The following is an 18,945-nucleotide window of genomic DNA, read 5'->3' on the forward strand; positions in this document are numbered from 1 at the left end:
AGAAGGAAAAATGAAAAAATTACTAAGTATATTGTCAGCTGTGACAATTACAACTTCATCAGCAACTACAGTTGTTGCTTGTGGGGGAAAAACAAAAACAACACCATCAGATAATAAAGGTGATGGAGATAATAATGTAAATGAAGATGGAGACAATTTATTAACCGAACTTCAAAATCAAATGATAGATGGTGCTGAAATTATTTCTAGAATAATAATTGCATCTAGACATGAAAATTTAAACTTTAATGTAAATGAAATGTTATCAATGTTCTTTACACCTGAAGCTACATTGATGAGAATGCCTCAATCATATGATTATGAGGGAAAAAACTATAATATAAATAATAATCTAAGTAAATATAAAAATTTACTTGCACCTTCATTAACAACTTTAGACCAAGATAACTATGCTGGAATGTATGCAAGTTATGTTATGGGAATGTATGATAATGATTTCTATGCACCAATAATAAATGGTGAAAAATCTTTTAATGACACAATGAATATAAATGGGGGTATTGGTTTTAACAAAGAAAACGACAATGCTACAGGATACTTAGCGGGATTAAATAAAAACATTAAACTATCTTCTAATCAAGAAAGAAGAGACTTGGCATGAGGTATTCAAGATACTGGAGCTTTAACAAATTACTTATTGGATAAAGGATTTGATGGAGGAACTCCTGGAGATACTAGAGCTGCTATGGGATTTATTGTTGGAAATCCAGCTTCTGCAGGAACAATTTTAAATGGTGGTACTAATGGAGGGGGTTATGCCTTTTACAACTCATTAATGCAAGGAGGAACTCCCTCAAGAACTACTTATAAAAAAGTTTCTGTCTCTGATAAATTAACAAGTCTTAATGCAGGTATTGATTACAAAGCTGGAGGTTATTTTTCAGGTCTTTCGTCAATTACAGATGATGGTGAACCATTTAACTTTGGAGAAGTTGGTGGTTCATTAATAAAAGCAGCTCAGGCTAATAATATAAATGGTGGAGTAGCTTTGTTTAACTCAATGTTAGAAAATTTATCAACTACAAACTCAGGAGCTCTTTTAACTGGGGAATTTAGTAATTATATATTGCCAGTTATGGTAAGTGAAATTGATGCTGATAGATTTATGCAAGGCGTAGCCTTTAGTTTATTAAGTAATGTTTGAAAAGCAATTTACGATATGGCTTATGGAACTAATGCTATTAAAGCAAAAGCTTTAGAGTTTTTTGGGCAAGAATTAATAGATGAAATCAAAGATTTGGATAAAAACCCAAATTACAGTATTGGTTCAAGCAATTCATCTGCTAAAAAAGATGAAATTGGTTTTGATGCACTCTTAAATTTTGCGCCAAAAGATAAAATTAATCCTGGTACAAACCTAGTCAAAGTTATTGAAATACTAAATAAAATTATTGACAAGTATGATAATTCAAATGATAAAGAAGATTTTGTACAATCTGTTTTTAAAGCAAAGGGTATCATTGCAAATGCTTATAGTACAATAATTTCAAATTTTGTAACTGAAGAAACATGAAATGAAATTATGGATGGTGATTCAGGAATTGATCTTTTACATTTGGCAAAAGGTGCATTTGAAATGGTTCTTGATGAAGACATTCAAAAAACAGTTGCGAGTGCAAAAAATAAATACAGTTCTCTTGGAGGGTTTAGAAATCTAACAGCTGGCCAAAAACAAGATTACATAAATATTCTTGGTTATAACGGTTCAGGTTATAAAGAAAACAGTTATTTGGATAAAATTTATAAAGGTTTTAAAGATGAAACAATTATAGGACAAAAAGAAATAGAAGGCATTTTTAAAGGATTTAAAAATAAAGTAAATATTGAAATGAAAGATATTCATGAAAAAGTTTTCCAATATATTTTAGATGACAAGTATTGAGATAAAAAAGATGTTAAAGTTAGTGGTACTTCTAATCTTGAAACAAGTGGTTCATTAGAATTTAGTCTTGACTATAAAGGGGTGGGAGATTCAACATCAAATGCTTCATCTCAATATAAAAAAGTTAGAGTTGATGAAGATTTCAACCCTTATCAAACAATTCTTTCAAATCAAACTTCACTAGATACTGCGCCAACTCAAGATGCATTAGATAAAATTGATGCAAACAGAGCTGCAAAATCTGGAAAAGTTTTAGGTGTAGAGCAAGGTTTGATTGATAAAAAAGATCTTATTGCATATGATGGTACAGGATTGTTTGAAAATATGAAAGATGTTAACTTTGAATACAAAGTTAAATGAGAAAATGTAAGTACAGATAGAGATAACCCATATTGAGTAATGACAAGCATGGGATTCTACAATAACGGAACTGAGTTCTATAACATTTATTAATTCTTAACAAAATACTCTTTTAAAAGGGGGTATTTATTAAGAAAATAAAATTATGTTACTATTTAAAAACGGTTTAAAAAATTTAATAAAAGATTATATCCAATTTATCATATTTGTTATGCTAGTTGCGTTAGGAGTAATTTTTACCTCAACCTTTGGTATAGCATCTTCAAATCTTATAAGAATAAAAGATAGAACAACTTCAAATTTTGAAAGTTATGATTATTCTTTTAAGTATACTTCAAGTGGATATAATTCAAATGATACTCAAACGTTAAATCCTTGATTTGCATTTAACACAAATGTTATTTCAAGTGGTATGGAGAATTACAATAGTCTTTCAATCGGAAAAGACAAAGTGTTAAAACCCTTTGACTTTAAGATTGAAAAAAACAATAATGGGGAATATACTTACAAGTCATATATTTTAGAAGATGTGGTTAATTCAAGTTCTGTAAAAGCTATTAACTTTGGTTTTGGAGATGTGGAATCAGATTTTGAAAAAAGAAATCCAAATCTTTCATTTCTGCCTAATGCTACAGAAAGAGTTATTGACTACAATGAACAACAAAAAATAGATGTAGTGAAAAGCGGGGAATTTGGTAGATTTTACAGATTTAATTTTGATAATGCCTATTTTAAAAATTCTTTAATAGGAAAGCTTTATCAAAAAAATAATTATTTTAACGGAACTTTAAATGAAGAACAAAAAATAAACGCTAAAAATATTTTCGACTACATGTTCTATTTAAATAATTCTTCAATAACTAGTTTGATAAAAAATGAGATTTTAAATGAATATATTTCATTAAAATCCCAAAGTAAAAATGATAATGTTATAGAACAATCAATAAATAATTTTATAAATTTTAAAAATGAAGATAGTGATCCAAAAACTTTAGAAGAAGTTAGTTCAAAAGGATATAACGGAAAATTTGGAAGATTAATTGAAGGTAAATACTTTTTAGTTAAAGGTGATTTTTCAAAAGCATTTTATTCTAAAACAAATTCCTATGCAATAGACCAGCTTAAAAGAAATGGAACTTATTTGATAAAAGATTTTGAATCAACTGATTTATTTTGAAATTACTATACTATTACGGGTTATTTAATTGAAAAGAGAAATGTAACGAATAGAAACTTATTTCAAACTTACTTTAACTTAATTGCAGATCTGACTAAATTTAAAATTGAGTTAACAAGTGAAGTTGTTATGTGAAATAATGATGGTCAAAAATTCAGATTTATTTCAGCATTTTATAATTACACAGAAGGTGAAGTTAATAAATACAAATTCTTTAATGAAAAAAATTATACATTTTATAAATCTGGTAACTTTGATAATCAATTTACTTGAAATAGTTTTATGATTTCAAGTGGATTTGCAAAAAAACAAAAATTTGAATTGGGAAAAACTTACAATATTGTTCCTGGTAAAAATTCAATTTCAGACCAATTAAGGTTAGATGCTATTGGTACTGATGCATATAATATGTATCCAACAATTTATGAAGAAGATTTAATTACTAATCAAAATAATGAAGCAATAATTTATCTAAATTCTATAAAATTTGAAAGTTATTTTAATAATAAAAATAACACAAAAAGTGTTGAAGATAGTAAATACCAAGATGTAAGTCGAACTTATATGAGATATGTTGGAAAAGAAAATGAAATTGAAAATAATGTTGAGCTATACAAACTTTATCTAGCAGATAACATAACTAATCTAAAAGTTGTAAGTGATATTTTAAATGAACAGTTAGAACAACCAAAAGATTTAAAAATATCAAGAGCAAATATACAATCAGTTTCAGAAACAAGTCTTCTTGCTTTGAGAAGTGGATTGTTACAAAAAATATCATTATCATTTATGTTGATATCGATCATATTTTGTTCAATTTTTCTAGCGTGTATTACATTTATGTTATACACAATAGTTAAAAAAATTATGATAAACCAAAGAGGACAAATAGGAAATTTAAAATCCTTGGGTTACTCTAATTCAAGTATATTATTTAACTATATTTTGTATTTAACAATACCAACCATTTTAATAGTTCCATTAGCTTGAATTGGTGGTATATTTTTACAAATTCCTATAATGGCAATTTTTGAAATATATTTCAATATTCCAGAAATATTTACAATAGATTACATGATATTGATCTTTATATTTATAGGTTTTGTTTCTTTAAATACCTTTGTGGTTGGAATAATAGCTTATCAAACTATCAAACAGCCTCCTTTGAAATTAATGGCGCCATCAAAAAGTTACCAACCAAATTTATTTGTAAAAAAAATAATATCTAAATTAAAGTTTTCTAAATTTAATACAAAACTAAGAGCAACATTAATTTCAACTTCAGTTAATGGTTTATTAACTTTCTTTGGAGTAATTACTTTTTCTTCAATAATTTTGACCTTATCCAGTTTACTACCAAGTACAATGGATAATATGAAAACTGAATACTTTAAAAGAATTAAATATAACAATGACTATAATTATGTAAATGTTATAAGTAATAATCCTATGACTAGAAATTCATTTTATAATTTAACAAACAATGTTGAAGAGTCCAATTTAAAAGCTTCTGTTTTTAATACATATATAAAAGAGGGTAACGAATTTATAAATCTTCAACAAGCAAGTAACTTAAAACCAGAATTATTTATTCAGTATTTTGAAGATATCATGTATTATAATTTATTATCTTTTAAAGGGATTACATTATCACCTGCAATGTTAGAAAATATTGTTAAAGTTAATAGTGATGCTTCAAGGTTGGTTAAGAAAGATATAAATAATTTTACCTGTCAAGTATTGCCAAGTTTATTTGGACAAGAAATGATAGTTGATAGTACAAGTGATTTTAATGACTGTATAAAAAATATTTCAAATAATATTTTGCCTTCTACAATAAAACAAATGTGAGATGAGGATGAACAAAATTATAAAAACTTTACCTTTAATTTCTCAACAATTTCAGTCAATGAAAATGAAGATCAAATGTACACAAGGGTTTTGTCAAAAGATGAAAAGAAAAATCTAGATATTCAAACTTATGGTTTGGATTTACAAAACCCTGTTGACAAAATAGATTTACAAAGTTTAGATAAAATAAAATATGTTAGTGACACTGAAAGTATTCCAGTCATTATATCTAAAAAAATGGCTATTCGTGGTTATAAGGTAGGGGATGAATTATCTCTTAAAACAACTTTACAAAAACTTGCTGTAAAAAATGATGTTGGTTCTGAAATCATTAAGGATAGTGATTGGAAATATAATGTAAATGGTGAAAGCATAAACCTAAATGAAATTCCAATGGACAAGTTCAGTTATGTTCCAAGTAGATTTTCAGATTCTGAAGTTCTAAATAATAAGTTTTATTATTTAGAAGATAAGGAATACAAACAATACTACAATCCAGCTGATATAGAGTTAACTATTAATGTTAATGAAGTTGATAAAAAAGTATTAGAAAAAGTAAATCAAGAATATTTAGAGTATTCAAACATTGATCTAAGTAAAAAAATGACAAGAGATTCTTTAACAGTAAAACCTTTTGATATTTTTGTTTATGAAAACAATATGCCAACAAGAATTGGTTTGGAATCATTAATTGGAGGAACAAATTCTTGAATTAATATAGCACTTCAAAATGGTTTACTTTTTGATGAGCAAGTAGATACTTATTCTAAACCATTAAAAATTGTAGATATTCAAAAAATATATAATGGAGATAAAGTTTTTATGGACCAACATTATGCAAATGAGATGTTGGGATTCTCAAATATTGATGCGCGAGTTAAGTTATCTGATAAAAAGTCAATTAACATTTGGTCTAATGCAAAATTCAGTAGCAATGAAATAATTGCAGATCAATACTCAAGATATCTTTTGGCTCCAAATAACATGAATAATTCAACTAGTGGATTTTCAAGGTATATGAAAGAACTGGTTGGTAATGCAGATTATGTGTTAATTAGAAAACAAGCAGTTCAAAACCTTATCCATTCAACTTTAGCAATAGTTTTTGTATTGATAGTTATTTGTATAATAACATCAGTTATTGTAATTTATCTAATAACAGATATGTTTGTAGGTCGATATAAAAGATTTATGGGTTATATGAGAATACAAGGATACTCAATGAAGGAAATTAACAATATAGTTAGTTGGATTTTCATTCCTTTAACAATTGGTGGTGGATTGTTGGGTATTGGAATTGTAATGCTGATTCTGTTCTCAATTGTTCCTAAAGCACTATTATTTGCTAACATAGCTGTAGGAATTATTATTTCTTGGTGAATGCTTTTAATTATAATGATGATTGTTATAACAATATTTGTTGTGGCTTATTCAATCATTTTAAGAAAATTGGCAAAAATTAATTTAACAGAATTAATGGATTAAATATTTCGCTAAGATTGAGGTAAAAAATAATTTAAAAGACATTTTTTAAAATGTCTTTTTTATATTAAAATTAATATATTAATTTACTCGTTATGTTAAAAAAAGTCATCCGGTTTAAAACACAACAATAATCATATTGTTTTAAGGTTCAAAATATGCTATACTATATTTAATTGAAATATTATTTTTAAAAAGGGGACTTATTTATGAAAAAAGAGATGATTTATTTACCAATACAAGAATTTGTTCAAGCTAATCTAGATTTTAATATAGCTTCAACAAGAAAAGATTCAGAGTACGATTTCAACTTTACACGTTGAAAAACATTAATTTTTTCAAGTCAAAAGCTTAAATTTGTTTTAAAATATGCTCAATCAGTTTTACAATGATTAAGTAAAGTTGTTGATGTAAAAAACTTTAATGTATCAATCGATACAACAACAGTTGATAGATTCAACTTCTCAATTTATGAATTTGAAACACACGTTTTTAACTGTTCATTATTCACAAACTTTTACTTAATACCTGAAGAAGATTGATCATCAAAAATATTTGAAATGCACTTTTCTAAATATGACTTATTAAATGGTAACCTAGTAAACAAGGAACAAACAAACTTTTGAAAAGGTGAAGATGGTTTTGAAAAATTTGTAAACATGTTATATGCAATTATTAAAGAACCATACAAATTTGAAAAACAAGCACCAATTCAATGACAAGTTGACTTTAAAGATAAAAAATTATCAAGTTCTCAAATCAGAATGCAAATTGCATCACTTGTGCAAACAGGAATTAGACCTGAAGATCCTTACCTAACAATTGAACAAGCTATGAAAATTGAACAAGGAGCAAATCCAGATCAAATAGCACAAGAAGCTAAAGCGGAAAGTGAAATGAAACAAGTAATTAACCCTATTTGAGATGAAGCTATTGAACAAGAAACAAAATATAAAGATCTAAACTTTGCAATGGCAAAATCACGTGGTATTGATCCAAACAAAAAAAGAAAAAAAAGATAATTACTTAAAAACAGCTAATTTAGCTGTTTTTATTTTGGTTGTTTTTGGTTTTAAAAAACCAATAAAATATTACTTATTGAAAATTTATGGAAATTTTTTTTATATGCATTAAATCTAATGAAAAAAGTTTAAATTTTTGGTTGAAATTGGTTGTTTTTGGTTAAAAAAGGTTTAATATAATAAGTGAGGTGATAAATAATGCTTAGAGAGCAAAGACTTCAACTAATCTTAGATTATATTGAAAAAAAAGGTTATTGTACTAACGAAGACCTATCAAAATCTCTGGGTATACCTTTTACCACCCTACGAAGAGACCTGACAGATCTTGATTCTGAACATAAACTCCAAAGAGTTCATGGAGGAGTTAAGGTTATTAAGGAAAAATCAATTTTAGAAGCAGAACTTGGAGAAAAGCTTACAGAAAATATTGAAGCTAAAAAATTGGTTGCACAGAAGGCACTTCTTTGCATTAAACCAAATGAATCAGTATTTTTAGATGCAGGTTCAAGTACCTACTTCTTGGCACAACTTATAAAACCAGAACTAAACATTAGGATATATACGAACTCAATAACTAATGCTCAAGTTCTTGCAAGTAATGGTATTCGAGATATCAATATCTTGCCAGGACATTTAAAATTATCTACTGGAGCAATTTGTGGAGTTGAAACTATTTCAGCAATTAACAAATTTCACTTCGATGTAGCTTTTTTAGGAGCTAATGCAGTTGATGGAGAATTCAATTTCTACACAACAGATAATGATGAAGCAGAAGTTAAGAGTACAATCATTAAGAATGCGCAATTTGCTTTCATTTTAGCAGATAAATCAAAAATGAACTCTAAATCTTTTGTGAGATTTAGTAACAAAAGTGAGGTTGCACTTATAAACGAAGAGGTATAAAAATATGATATATACAATTACATTAAACCCAGCAATAGATCACATTATTCTAACAGATAAACCAGTTGATTTAGGGGTTACAAATTACTACAGCGATGAATATAAAGTTGTTGGTGGTAAAGGAATAAATGCAGGGGTTATTTTAAATAACTTAGAATCTAATGTTGTTGCTATCGGTATTATGGGTGATGAAAACAAAGAAATTTTTACCAAAAAATTTGATGATGTTAACTTAAATGTTAATTTCTTCTTCAATCCTGGAAGTACAAGAGTTAACTATAAAATCAAACACCTTGAAACTCACCAAGAAACTGAGTTAAATGGGTTAGGTTTTGAAACTAAAAAAGAAGTGTTAAACGACTTTATTAGTTACTTAGAAAAAAACCTAAAAAAAGATGACATAGTTATAGCTACAGGAAGTGTTGCAAGAGGAATTGATAAAGATATTTACCAACAAATTGGTAAATTAGCCAATGAAAAAGAAGCATTACTTGTTTGTGATGCAACAAATGATCTTTTAAAAAATGCTTTAAAAGAAAAACCATTTTTAATCAAACCAAACCTTGAAGAAATATGTTCAACTTTAGGATTAGAATTTAACGAAGATATCTCATTTGAAGAAACTAAAGAATTAATTGTGAAATTACAAGAATTAGGAGCTAGAAATGTTTTATTAAGTAAAGGTTCTCAAGGAAGTATCTATTTTGCAGAAAATGGAGACGTATATAAAGTTGGAATTGCAAAAGGTAAATTGGTAAATTCAGTTGGTGCTGGAGACAGTATGTTGGCTGGTTTCGTTTATGGAATCGACCAAAAGTTATCAATTGAAAATTCATTACAATATGCTGCGGCAAGTGGTGCTGCAACAGCTTTTAATGAATGACTTGCTTCAAAAGAAGAAATTGAAGCGCTAACATCAAAAATTGATGTAAACAAAATCTAAGGAGGAATATTATGGAATTAAAAGATTTATTTCATAAGGATATCGCCTTTTTTGAAGAAGATTTAAAATCTAAAGATGAAGCTATTGAATTTTTAATAAAAAAATTAGCTGAAGCTAAATTCATTAAAGACGAACAAGCATTCAAAGATGCAGTTTACAAACGTGAAAGTGAAGGTTCAACAGGTATTGGTGATGGAATTGCAATTCCACACGTACTTAACCCAACTGTTAAAAAATCAGCAATCGCATTTGTAAAATTAAAAAATAAAGTTGATTGACAATCATTAGATGATCAACCAGCAGATCTAGTATTTATGATCATGACAAACGGGAAAGATGGAAATGAACATTTAGATGCTCTTGCAAATCTTTCAGGGTACTTAATCAAACCAGAAGTACAAAGCGGTTTAAGAAGTGCTAAAAGTGTTGATAAAGTAAAAGAATTACTAAGTCAACCAAAAGCTAAAAAAGAAGTTAAAGCAAGTGGGACATATGATGTTGTAGCAATTACAGCATGTCCAACAGGAATTGCTCATACTTACTTGGCAGCAGAAAAAATTGCAGAATATGCAAGTCAATTAGGACTTAGTGCAAAAGTTGAAACACAAGGTCGTAGAGGTGTTGAAGATAGATTAACTGCAGAAGATATTGCTAACGCAAAAGTAGTTATTCTAGCTCATGATAAAGCAATCGGAGGGATGGCAAGATTTAACGGTGTTAAAGTTATTGACACAACAACTAAAGATGCTATCTACAACGGTAAAGATTTAATTTCAGGATTTGATTCAAATCCAAAAACAAAATTAGTGGAAAACGCTAAAGACGAAGATGATGCAAGTACAGGAGAACTAAACTTGTCTCAATTCAAAAAAGTAAAAGATAACTTATTAGCTGGGGTATCAAGAATGTTACCTTTTGTTGTAGCTGGGGGAATCATCTTAGGATTTGGATTCTTACTAGATTACATCTATACAACAGCTATGGGAATGACAGCAGTAGCTAGTGAATCTAAATTTATAGAATTTGGATTAACTGGTTGAGGTTCATGATCTGACTTTACAGGATTAGCAGGAGCTATTAAAGTTGACGGTTCTTGATACTATGCTGCTGGATCATTTGGAACAATCTGGGGGCCAGCTCACTTCTTCTCAGGAATTGGTAAAGTTGGTATGGAATTAATGATTCCAATTCTGTCAGCATACGTATGTTACTCAATAGTAGGACCACAAGGTCTAATGGTTGGGGCAACTGCAGGATTAATGGCTAATGGAGATGGAATGTTATATGGATCAGTTGGTTCATGAGCAGGAGCTTGAACAAGATTCTTGCCAGAAGTATTCCAAAGCTTACCAGCTTCAGGATTTATTGGAGCATTAGTAGGAGCTTACTTAGGAGGATTAGTAGTATTTGGTTGAACAAAAGCTATGAAAAACTTTGGTAAAGGACTACAAGGGGTTAGAGATATCGTGTTTATCCCTGTATTATCATTATTATCAACAGCTATCGTTATGTTAGCAATTAACATTCCTTTCGGATATGTAATGTTTGGATTACAAGAAGGAATTACATTTATGGCTGAGAAAAACTTAATGCCATTAGTATGTATTATTATTGGAATTATGATGTGTGTTGATATGGGTGGACCAATCAACAAAATCGCTTATGTTTTAGGAACATTATCAGTAGGTTATGGATTAGTTTCAGAACCAACAGGTGATGCAAGCAGATTAGCATATGACTCACAAACAATGGTTATGACAGCTGCTATGGTAGCTGGTATGATACCACCTTTAGGAATTGCTGTATCAACAGTATTATTCCCAAAACAATGAACAGAAAAATCAAGAGATGCTGCAAAAACTAACTGATTAATGGGAATGTGTTTCATATCAGAAGGTGCAATTCCATTTATGATTGAAGATCCAAAAAGAATTGCTGGATCAGCTATCGTTGGAGGAGCAGTATCTGGTGCAATCGTAGGAGCATTTAAAGTTGCTATTACAGCACCACATGGTGGAATATTTGTATCACCATTAACAAACTCACTATACTTTGATGACCCAACTTTATCAAAAGTTATGGGAATTGGAGGATTCTTAATTGCATTAATTGCTGGAACATTTGTAATGGCATTAATCTTAGGATTCTGAAGATTATCAGATATTAGAAACGGTAAATTAGTTCTTTCTTCAACAAATGGTGTTAAAGAAAGTTTAGAAGCAAAAAAAGTAAAATTTGCAGATAACAAAGATAAAGTTTCTAAAATTGATGCAAAAATATCAAAATACAATGAATTTGAAAAAGATTTAGCTTCAAAACAAGCTGCTTACATGAAAAAAATGGAAGAAAAAACAGCTTTAAAAGCAAGTAAAAAATAGTATTGTCTAAAACGCCTTAAATAGGCGTTTTTTTTGTTTCAAAAAATAAAAAAATTTTTAAAAAATAAAAAAAATTTACACAATATAGTTGACATAACCAATAATGTGTATATACTTAGAAATAGGTGAATTACACCAATCTTTACAGGATAACAAAAAGTTATCTCCTTTAAAATAAAAATTATTATTTTAAAGTGCAATATAGTCAAAAAATTTAGTTGTATTTTATACGCTTTATGATTGAAACAAAAACAAAAAAACTTAAATAAATAAATAAATAAATAAATAAATAAATAAATTAGGAGAATATTATTATGAAAAAACTTTTAACTATTTTTGCAGCATTCGGATTAACTGGAGTAGCTTCAGCAAGTGTTGTTGCATGTGACGATACTGCGGATAAAAACTTATTAAATGCAAACATAAACGATACATTAAATGATGATAGCAATAAAGCAGATAACCAAGGAATTGATGCAACAAACCCATCAGTTGAAATGCCAGCTATTAATGGAAACCAAGGAATTGATGCAACAAACCCATCAGTTGAAATGCCAGCTATTAATGGAAACCAAGGAATTGATGCAACAAACCCATCAGTTGAAATGCCAGCTATTAATGGAAACCAAGGAATTGATGCAACAAACCCATCAGTTGAAGCACCAGTTGTAGATCAACCAGAAGTTGAAAAAAACAATGATAGTAAATTTGCTTTAGTAGGAATTGAAGATGTAATTACTATTAAAAACCACGATACAGTTGAATATGACCTAGTTGATGGACAAGATTTATCAGGAATTAACTTCACTATTACTAATGTAAACGTAGCTCAATATTATGATGTACACTTATCAGAAGATATGTCAAAATTAGTTATTACAACAGATTACGGAATTCAATCAAAAGTTGAATTAGTAGTTACTGGTGATGTTTTAGTTGAAACAAACTTTACATTATCTGTTCAATGATAATTATTTAAAAACTATTTATTTATTAAAACAATGAATATATTATTCATTGTTTTTTTATTTGATAGGAATTTTTCTATTTTATGAGTAATAAAATTAGTGTAAAATCATAGAGTTAGAATTTAGGTGAATAATATGATACAAAAACCAAGAGGAACAGAAGACTTAATTGAAGCAGAAGTAAAAGAGTTTTTTGCTTTAGAAATGATAATAAGAAATATTGTAGATCTTTACAATTTTTCAGAAATAAGAACACCAATATTTGAATCAGTAGATTTATTTAAAAGAGGGGTTGGACAAGAGACTGATGTAGTTTCAAAAGAAATGTACACATTTTTTGATAAAAAAAATAGAGAACTTGCTTTACGTCCAGAAGGTACAGCACCAACTGTAAGAGCTATTTTAGAAAATAAACTATATATTAATGAAAAATTACCTTTAAAACTATTTTATTTTGCAAGTATGTTCAGATATGAAAGACCTCAATCTGGTAGACAAAGACAATTTAACCAATTTGGAGTTGAAGTTTTTGGACCAAAATCTTCAGAACTAGATGCAGAATTGATGTGTGTTGCTGTAAACATTTTAAATGCAATTGGAATTGAAAATCATACAGTTCACTTGAATTGTTTAGTAAATGATGAACAAAGAAAAAAATACATAATTGATTTAAAAGAATATTTAAAATCATTTGATTTATGTAGTGATTGTCAAACAAGAATTGAAACAAATCCATTAAGAGTACTTGATTGTAAAGTTGATGGAGATAAGTTTGTTGATGTTAAAGACATGAAAGATTACTTGAGTGATGAGGACAAACAATATTATGATGACCTAAAAAAAGATTTAGAAAATCTAGGAATTGATTATAAAGAAGACAAAATGCTTGTTAGAGGATTAGATTACTATACTGGATTTGTTTTTGAAATCAAAGATGATAAAGGTTCAACATTACTTGGTGGGGGAAGATATGACAAGTTAGTAAATGAACTTGGAAATATAGATCTTCCAGCAGCTGGTTTTGCTTTTGGAATGGAAAGAATGATTTTAGCACTTAAAAATAATAATATTTCTTTAAGTCCTCAAAGTTCTTTGGATGCTTATGTAATAGGTTTATCTAAAAAAGCAAAACAATTTGCAAACATTTTATTGTTAATGTTAAGAAATGCTGGTTTAAAAGTTGATGTTGACTTTATGGATAGAAGTTTTAAATCTGCTTTTAAACAAGCAGATAAATATAATGCAAAAAATATAATTATCATTGGTGATAATGAACTAAAAGAAAATGTAGTTGTTATTAAAAACCAAGAAACAAAAAATGAAAAGAAAGTTAAATTTGAAGATATAGTAAAAACTATAATAGAGGGAAAATAATTATGAAAAGAACACATACATGTGGTGAGTTAAATATTTCTAATGTAGGACAAAATGTTATTTTACAAGGTTGAGTTGCTAAAGTTAGAAAAATGGGAGGACTTACTTTTGTTGATTTAAGAGATAGATATGGAATCACTCAATTAGTTTTAAGTGAAGCTTTTAATGAAAAATTAAGTGAAATTAAAAGTGAATATGTAATTGAAGTTCATGGAAAAGTTATTGAAAGAAAATCAAAAAATAAAGATATTGCAACAGGTGAAGTTGAAATTGAAGTTGAGGAAATTTCAACTATTAATAAATCTAAATTAACTCCATTTGAAATTAAAGATGGAATTGAATCTAATGAAGATACAAGATTAGTTTATAGATACTTGGATTTACGTCGTCCAGAAATGCAAAATAATTTAGTTGTTAGAAGTAAAATGAATAATTCAATTAGAAATTATTTTGTAGAAAATAATTTCATCGAAATTGAAACTCCAATTTTTGGTAAATCTACTCCAGAAGGAGCAAGAGACTTCTTGGTTCCTTCAAGATTAAATCCTCAAAAATTCTATGCACTTCCTCAATCTCCACAACTATATAAACAATTATTTATGATTTCAGGATTAGATCGTTATTTCCAAATAGTTAAGTGTTTTAGAGATGAAGACTTAAGAATTGACCGTCAACCTGAATTTACTCAACTTGATATGGAAATGTCATTTGCAGATTCTGAAGATGCTATGAATATGATTGAAGGAGTTGTTAAAAAAACAATTCTTGATATTAAAGGAATTGATTTAAAAGAATCAATTCAAAGAATGACTTGAAAAGAATCATTTGATAAATATGGAAATGACAAACCTGATTTAAGATTTGGTTATGAAATTAATACATTAGATGAGTTATTTTCAAACACAGAAGTGCCTTTATTTTCAAATTTAGAAGGTAAAACAATTCGTGCAATTTGTGTTGAAGGTTTATTAAATAAAAAAGAATTAGAACAATTAAGTGAAACCGCAAAACAAAATAGTTTAAATATTTTAGCTTTTGCAAAAATTACAAACAACGAATGAAGTGGTTCTGTTGCTTCTAAATTAAGTGAAACCGAAAAAGAAAGTTTAATTAAAACTTTTAATATTTCAAAAGATTCTACAATTTTATTTGGAGTAGAAAACTATGAAGTGGTTTCAAAAGCGCTTGGTTCTGTAAGAAACCATGTTGCAAAATTACAAAATCTATTAAATCCTGAAGAATTAAAATTAGTTTGAATTACAAACTTCCCACTATTTGAATTTAGTGAAGAAGAAAATAGATTTGTAGCAGCGCACCATCCATTCACAATGCCTTCTGATGGATGTTTAGATGATTTTGATGTTAATTTAAAAGATGCAGAAGCTAAAGCTTATGACATCGTTTTAAATGGTTTTGAATTAGGTGGAGGAAGTCAAAGAATTACTGACCCTCAATTACAACAAAGAATGTTTGATGCAATTGGTCTTTCAAAAGAACAAGTTGAAGCTAACTTTGGATGATTTGTAAATGCTTATAACTATGGAGCACCATATCACTCTGGTTGTGCTCTGGGATTAGATAGATTCTGTATGTTATTAACAGGAGCTGAAAATATCCGTGAAGTTATTGCATTCCCTAAAAACTCTTCTGGAGTAGATCCAATGACAAATGCACCAGATTTAGTAACAGCATCTCAACTTGATGAATTACATATTAAAACTAAATAATTAAAACAAGAACTACGTTCTTGTTTTTTTGTAAAAAATTTCCATAAGTTTAAAAATAACTTGGAATTTCTATTGTATTATATTTTATTTTTTGCTAACATTTTCTAGGTAGGAGGTACAAAATGGAAAAAATTTTAAATACTAAGAATATATTCTTAGATGAAAAATTAGTTGATCAAAAATCTGTATTTGAATTTATTGCAAATGCAGCACTTAAAGATAAAGTGATTTCCGATAGCGAAGCATTAATAAATGGTTTTAATTCTCGTGAATCAGAAGGTTCAACTGGTTTTGAAGATGGTTTTGCTATTCCGCATGCAAGAATAAAAGAAGCTAAAGAAGCTGCTATTTATGTTGTTAGACTTGCAAATGGAATTGAATGAAATTCTATGGATGGAAAACCAACAAAAGTTATAATTGCTTTAATAGTTCCTGATGGAAAAAATGATGAACATTTAGCTATTTTAAGTGATGTTGCAGTTAAGTTGATGGATTCGAACTTTAAAAAAGTTTTAAATACAGCAACAGATGCTAAAAAAGTTTTAGAAGCATTTAGTGCAAAAAAACAAGTTTCAAAAACTAAAGCAAATAAGGAAGGGCTAAATATTTTAGCCATTACTTCATGTGTTACAGGTATAGCACATACTTATATGGCTGAAGAAAAGCTTTTAAATGAAGTGCCTAAAATGGGGCATAACATTCGCGTAGAAACTCATGGTTCAAAAGGGGTAGGAAACGCTTTTAGTCAAAAAGAAATCGAAAACGCAGATTTAGTAATTTTTGCAGTTGATATTAATATCGACAATTCAAGATTTGCAGGTAAAAAGTTTTACCAAGTAAAAGTTGCAAAAGCAATTAAAGACCCTCAAGGTCTTGTAACAGAAGCTATTGAAAACGGAAAAGAATTAAGTGGTAACTCTAAAGTTTCATTTAATTCAAATTCAAAAGCAGGAAAAGATAGTGTTATGCAACATATTTTAGCAGGTATTTCATACATGATTCCTGTTATTGTCATGGGGGGAATTGCTATTGCTTTCTCTCTAGGGGTTGCAAAAGCTATTTGAGGTCCTGAATCAAATACTATGGGACAAGTTCCACTTAAATTTGCTGATGTGGCAAACGGAACAATAATTCAATTAATAGGTGGTCAATGATATGTGCCAGAAAGTTTGGATACTTCAATGATTAACCTTTTAAATATCAATGAATATGCAATGGTTGAAAATGGATTTATTTATGCTTTAAATAATGATTTAACAAAAGGTGCTCAATTATTATCTGAAATTAAGTCACAATGAGGACCATTACGTACATTAGAAATGATTGGTAGTGGAGCCTTTACATTAATGATTCCAATTTTAGCTGGATTCATTGGAAACTCAATTGCAGGTAGAGCTGCAATCGCACCTGCAATGGTAGGGGCATTTATTGGAAATGATGCAGGAAACTTTGCAGCATATGGAAATATGTTGCCAGTTCAAACACCAACTGGATTTATTGGAGCTATTGTAGCGGGATTATTGGTTGGATATACTGTAAGATGAATTAATACTTGAAATGTACCTCGTTCATTGGCACCAGCTATGCCTATATTCTTTATCCCATTGGTAGTTGGATTAGGAATATCATTACTATTTATTTATGTAATTGGAACACCAATTGGATATGTAATGGGTAAATTTGGTGAAGCCATTGAAAGTGCTTATACAGGTAAAGGAAATGTTGGAGTATTCTTAGGGTTAGGTTTAGGAGTATTACTTGGAGCTATGGCTTCATTTGATATGGGTGGACCAATCAACAAAATTGCATTTGTTACTTCAAGTGCATTAATTACACAAGATATTACACAACCTATGGGAGCACTTGCAGCTGCAATTCCAGTTGCACCTCTAGGAATGGGATTATCAACAATATTCTTTAAAAAATTCTTTACTCCTGATGAAAGAGGAATGGGAATTAGTGCAATTATTATGGGAACAATCGGAATTTCAGAAGGTGCTATTCCATTTGCTATTCGTGACCCAAAAAGAGCTATTGCATCAAACGTAGTTGGTGGAATGGTAGCTGGGGGAATTGCTGGAGCATTAATGGTTAATAACTTTGCAGCTCACGGTGGACCTATTGTTGCAATCTTAGGAGCTGTTCCTTATGGTTGAGAAACAGTTTACTTCTTTATAGCTGTAGCTTGTGGAACAACAGTTACAGTATTAATGTATGGAAGTTGAATGTTAGCTGATGCTGGAAAACCAGGATCAGTTAAAGAAAATCATGTAAATTATCTTGCAAAAATTGCAACAAATAAAAAAGATAACATTTCAGAAATTAATTCATCTATCTTAAAACTTAAAGGTGAAATGTCAGCTTTAAGAAAAGAAGAAAAATTAACAAACAAAGATAATTCTTCAAAATTAAATGACTTAAAAATTAAAATTGAAAAATTAAATAGTGAAATTGTTAATGAAAAAAACTTGTATAAAGAAGCTAAATTAGTTGCAAAAACTTCATATAAAGAAGCTTCAAAACAAGAAAAAGAATTTATTAAGTCACAAAGAAGTGGAATTAAAGAATTTGTTGCAAATTCAAAAGAAAATTACAAAAAAGAACTTGAAAAATTAAACTCTAATGATTTTAGAGGAAATAAATTAGCAATGATTGAAAATAAACAAAATAAAAATTTAGCTAAAGAAAATTATTTAAATTCAATTAATAATGATCAAGTTAAACGTAGAGAAAAATATGTTCAAATGTATAATTCAAAACTTGTTTAAATAGTGTAAAAAATTTAAGATTACTCTTAAATTTTTTTTATTTTCAAATTAACAAAAAAATGTATAATTATATTTATGTTATATATCTT

The 18,945-nt window shown here is 28.5% G+C and carries 10 protein-coding genes; all 10 read left to right on the top strand.

What is annotated here, in order from left to right; all coding sequences use genetic code 4:
* The first annotated feature begins 10 nt into the window (after nucleotides 1-10).
* The 10 genes from SCHIN_RS03025 (at nucleotide 11) to SCHIN_RS03070 (ending at nucleotide 18,856) form a co-directional block, all read left to right on the top strand.
* Nucleotides 11-2,356, top strand: a complete 2,346-nt coding sequence (locus SCHIN_RS03025; protein ID WP_166508165.1) for a lipoprotein — start codon at nucleotides 11-13, stop codon at nucleotides 2,354-2,356.
* 52 nt (nucleotides 2,357-2,408) lie between these two features.
* A complete protein-coding gene (locus tag SCHIN_RS03030) occupies nucleotides 2,409-6,776 on the top strand; it encodes an ABC transporter permease (RefSeq protein WP_166508166.1) in 4,368 nt (1,455 codons plus the stop codon).
* A 206-nt stretch (nucleotides 6,777-6,982) separates the two neighbouring features.
* A complete protein-coding gene (locus tag SCHIN_RS03035) occupies nucleotides 6,983-7,795 on the top strand; it encodes a hypothetical protein (protein WP_166508167.1) in 813 nt (270 codons plus the stop codon).
* 198 nt (nucleotides 7,796-7,993) lie between these two features.
* Nucleotides 7,994-8,698, top strand: a complete 705-nt coding sequence (locus SCHIN_RS03040; RefSeq protein WP_166508168.1) for a DeoR/GlpR family DNA-binding transcription regulator — start codon at nucleotides 7,994-7,996, stop codon at nucleotides 8,696-8,698.
* Nucleotides 8,699-8,702: 4 nt separating this feature from the next.
* The gene (locus SCHIN_RS03045) at nucleotides 8,703-9,641 is read left to right on the top strand and encodes a 1-phosphofructokinase (RefSeq protein WP_166508169.1); all 939 of its coding nucleotides are present in this window, start codon (nucleotides 8,703-8,705) and stop codon (nucleotides 9,639-9,641) included.
* Nucleotides 9,642-9,652: 11 nt separating this feature from the next.
* Entirely contained in the window at nucleotides 9,653-12,019 is a 2,367-nt protein-coding gene (locus SCHIN_RS03050) for a PTS fructose transporter subunit IIABC (protein WP_166508170.1), read from the top strand.
* Between the two features lie 314 nt (nucleotides 12,020-12,333).
* Nucleotides 12,334-12,990 carry a lipoprotein gene (locus SCHIN_RS03055; protein WP_166508171.1) on the top strand — a complete coding sequence of 219 codons (657 nt, stop codon included), beginning with the start codon at nucleotides 12,334-12,336 and terminating at the stop codon, nucleotides 12,988-12,990.
* A 132-nt stretch (nucleotides 12,991-13,122) separates the two neighbouring features.
* Nucleotides 13,123-14,361, top strand: a complete 1,239-nt coding sequence (gene hisS / locus SCHIN_RS03060) for a histidine--tRNA ligase (RefSeq protein WP_166508172.1) — start codon at nucleotides 13,123-13,125, stop codon at nucleotides 14,359-14,361.
* Between the two features lie 2 nt (nucleotides 14,362-14,363).
* Entirely contained in the window at nucleotides 14,364-16,088 is a 1,725-nt protein-coding gene (aspS, locus tag SCHIN_RS03065; protein WP_166508173.1) for an aspartate--tRNA ligase, read from the top strand.
* A gap of 122 nt (nucleotides 16,089-16,210) precedes the next feature.
* Nucleotides 16,211-18,856 (top strand): PTS fructose transporter subunit IIABC, encoded by a 2,646-nt coding sequence (locus SCHIN_RS03070; RefSeq protein ID WP_166508174.1) that lies wholly within the window; start codon nucleotides 16,211-16,213, stop codon nucleotides 18,854-18,856.
* The last annotated feature ends 89 nt before the right edge of the window (nucleotides 18,857-18,945 follow it).

The organism is Spiroplasma chinense (assembly GCF_008086545.1).
In the GTDB taxonomy this organism is placed as follows: Bacteria; Bacillota_I; Bacilli_A; order Mycoplasmatales; family Mycoplasmataceae; genus Spiroplasma_A; species Spiroplasma_A chinense.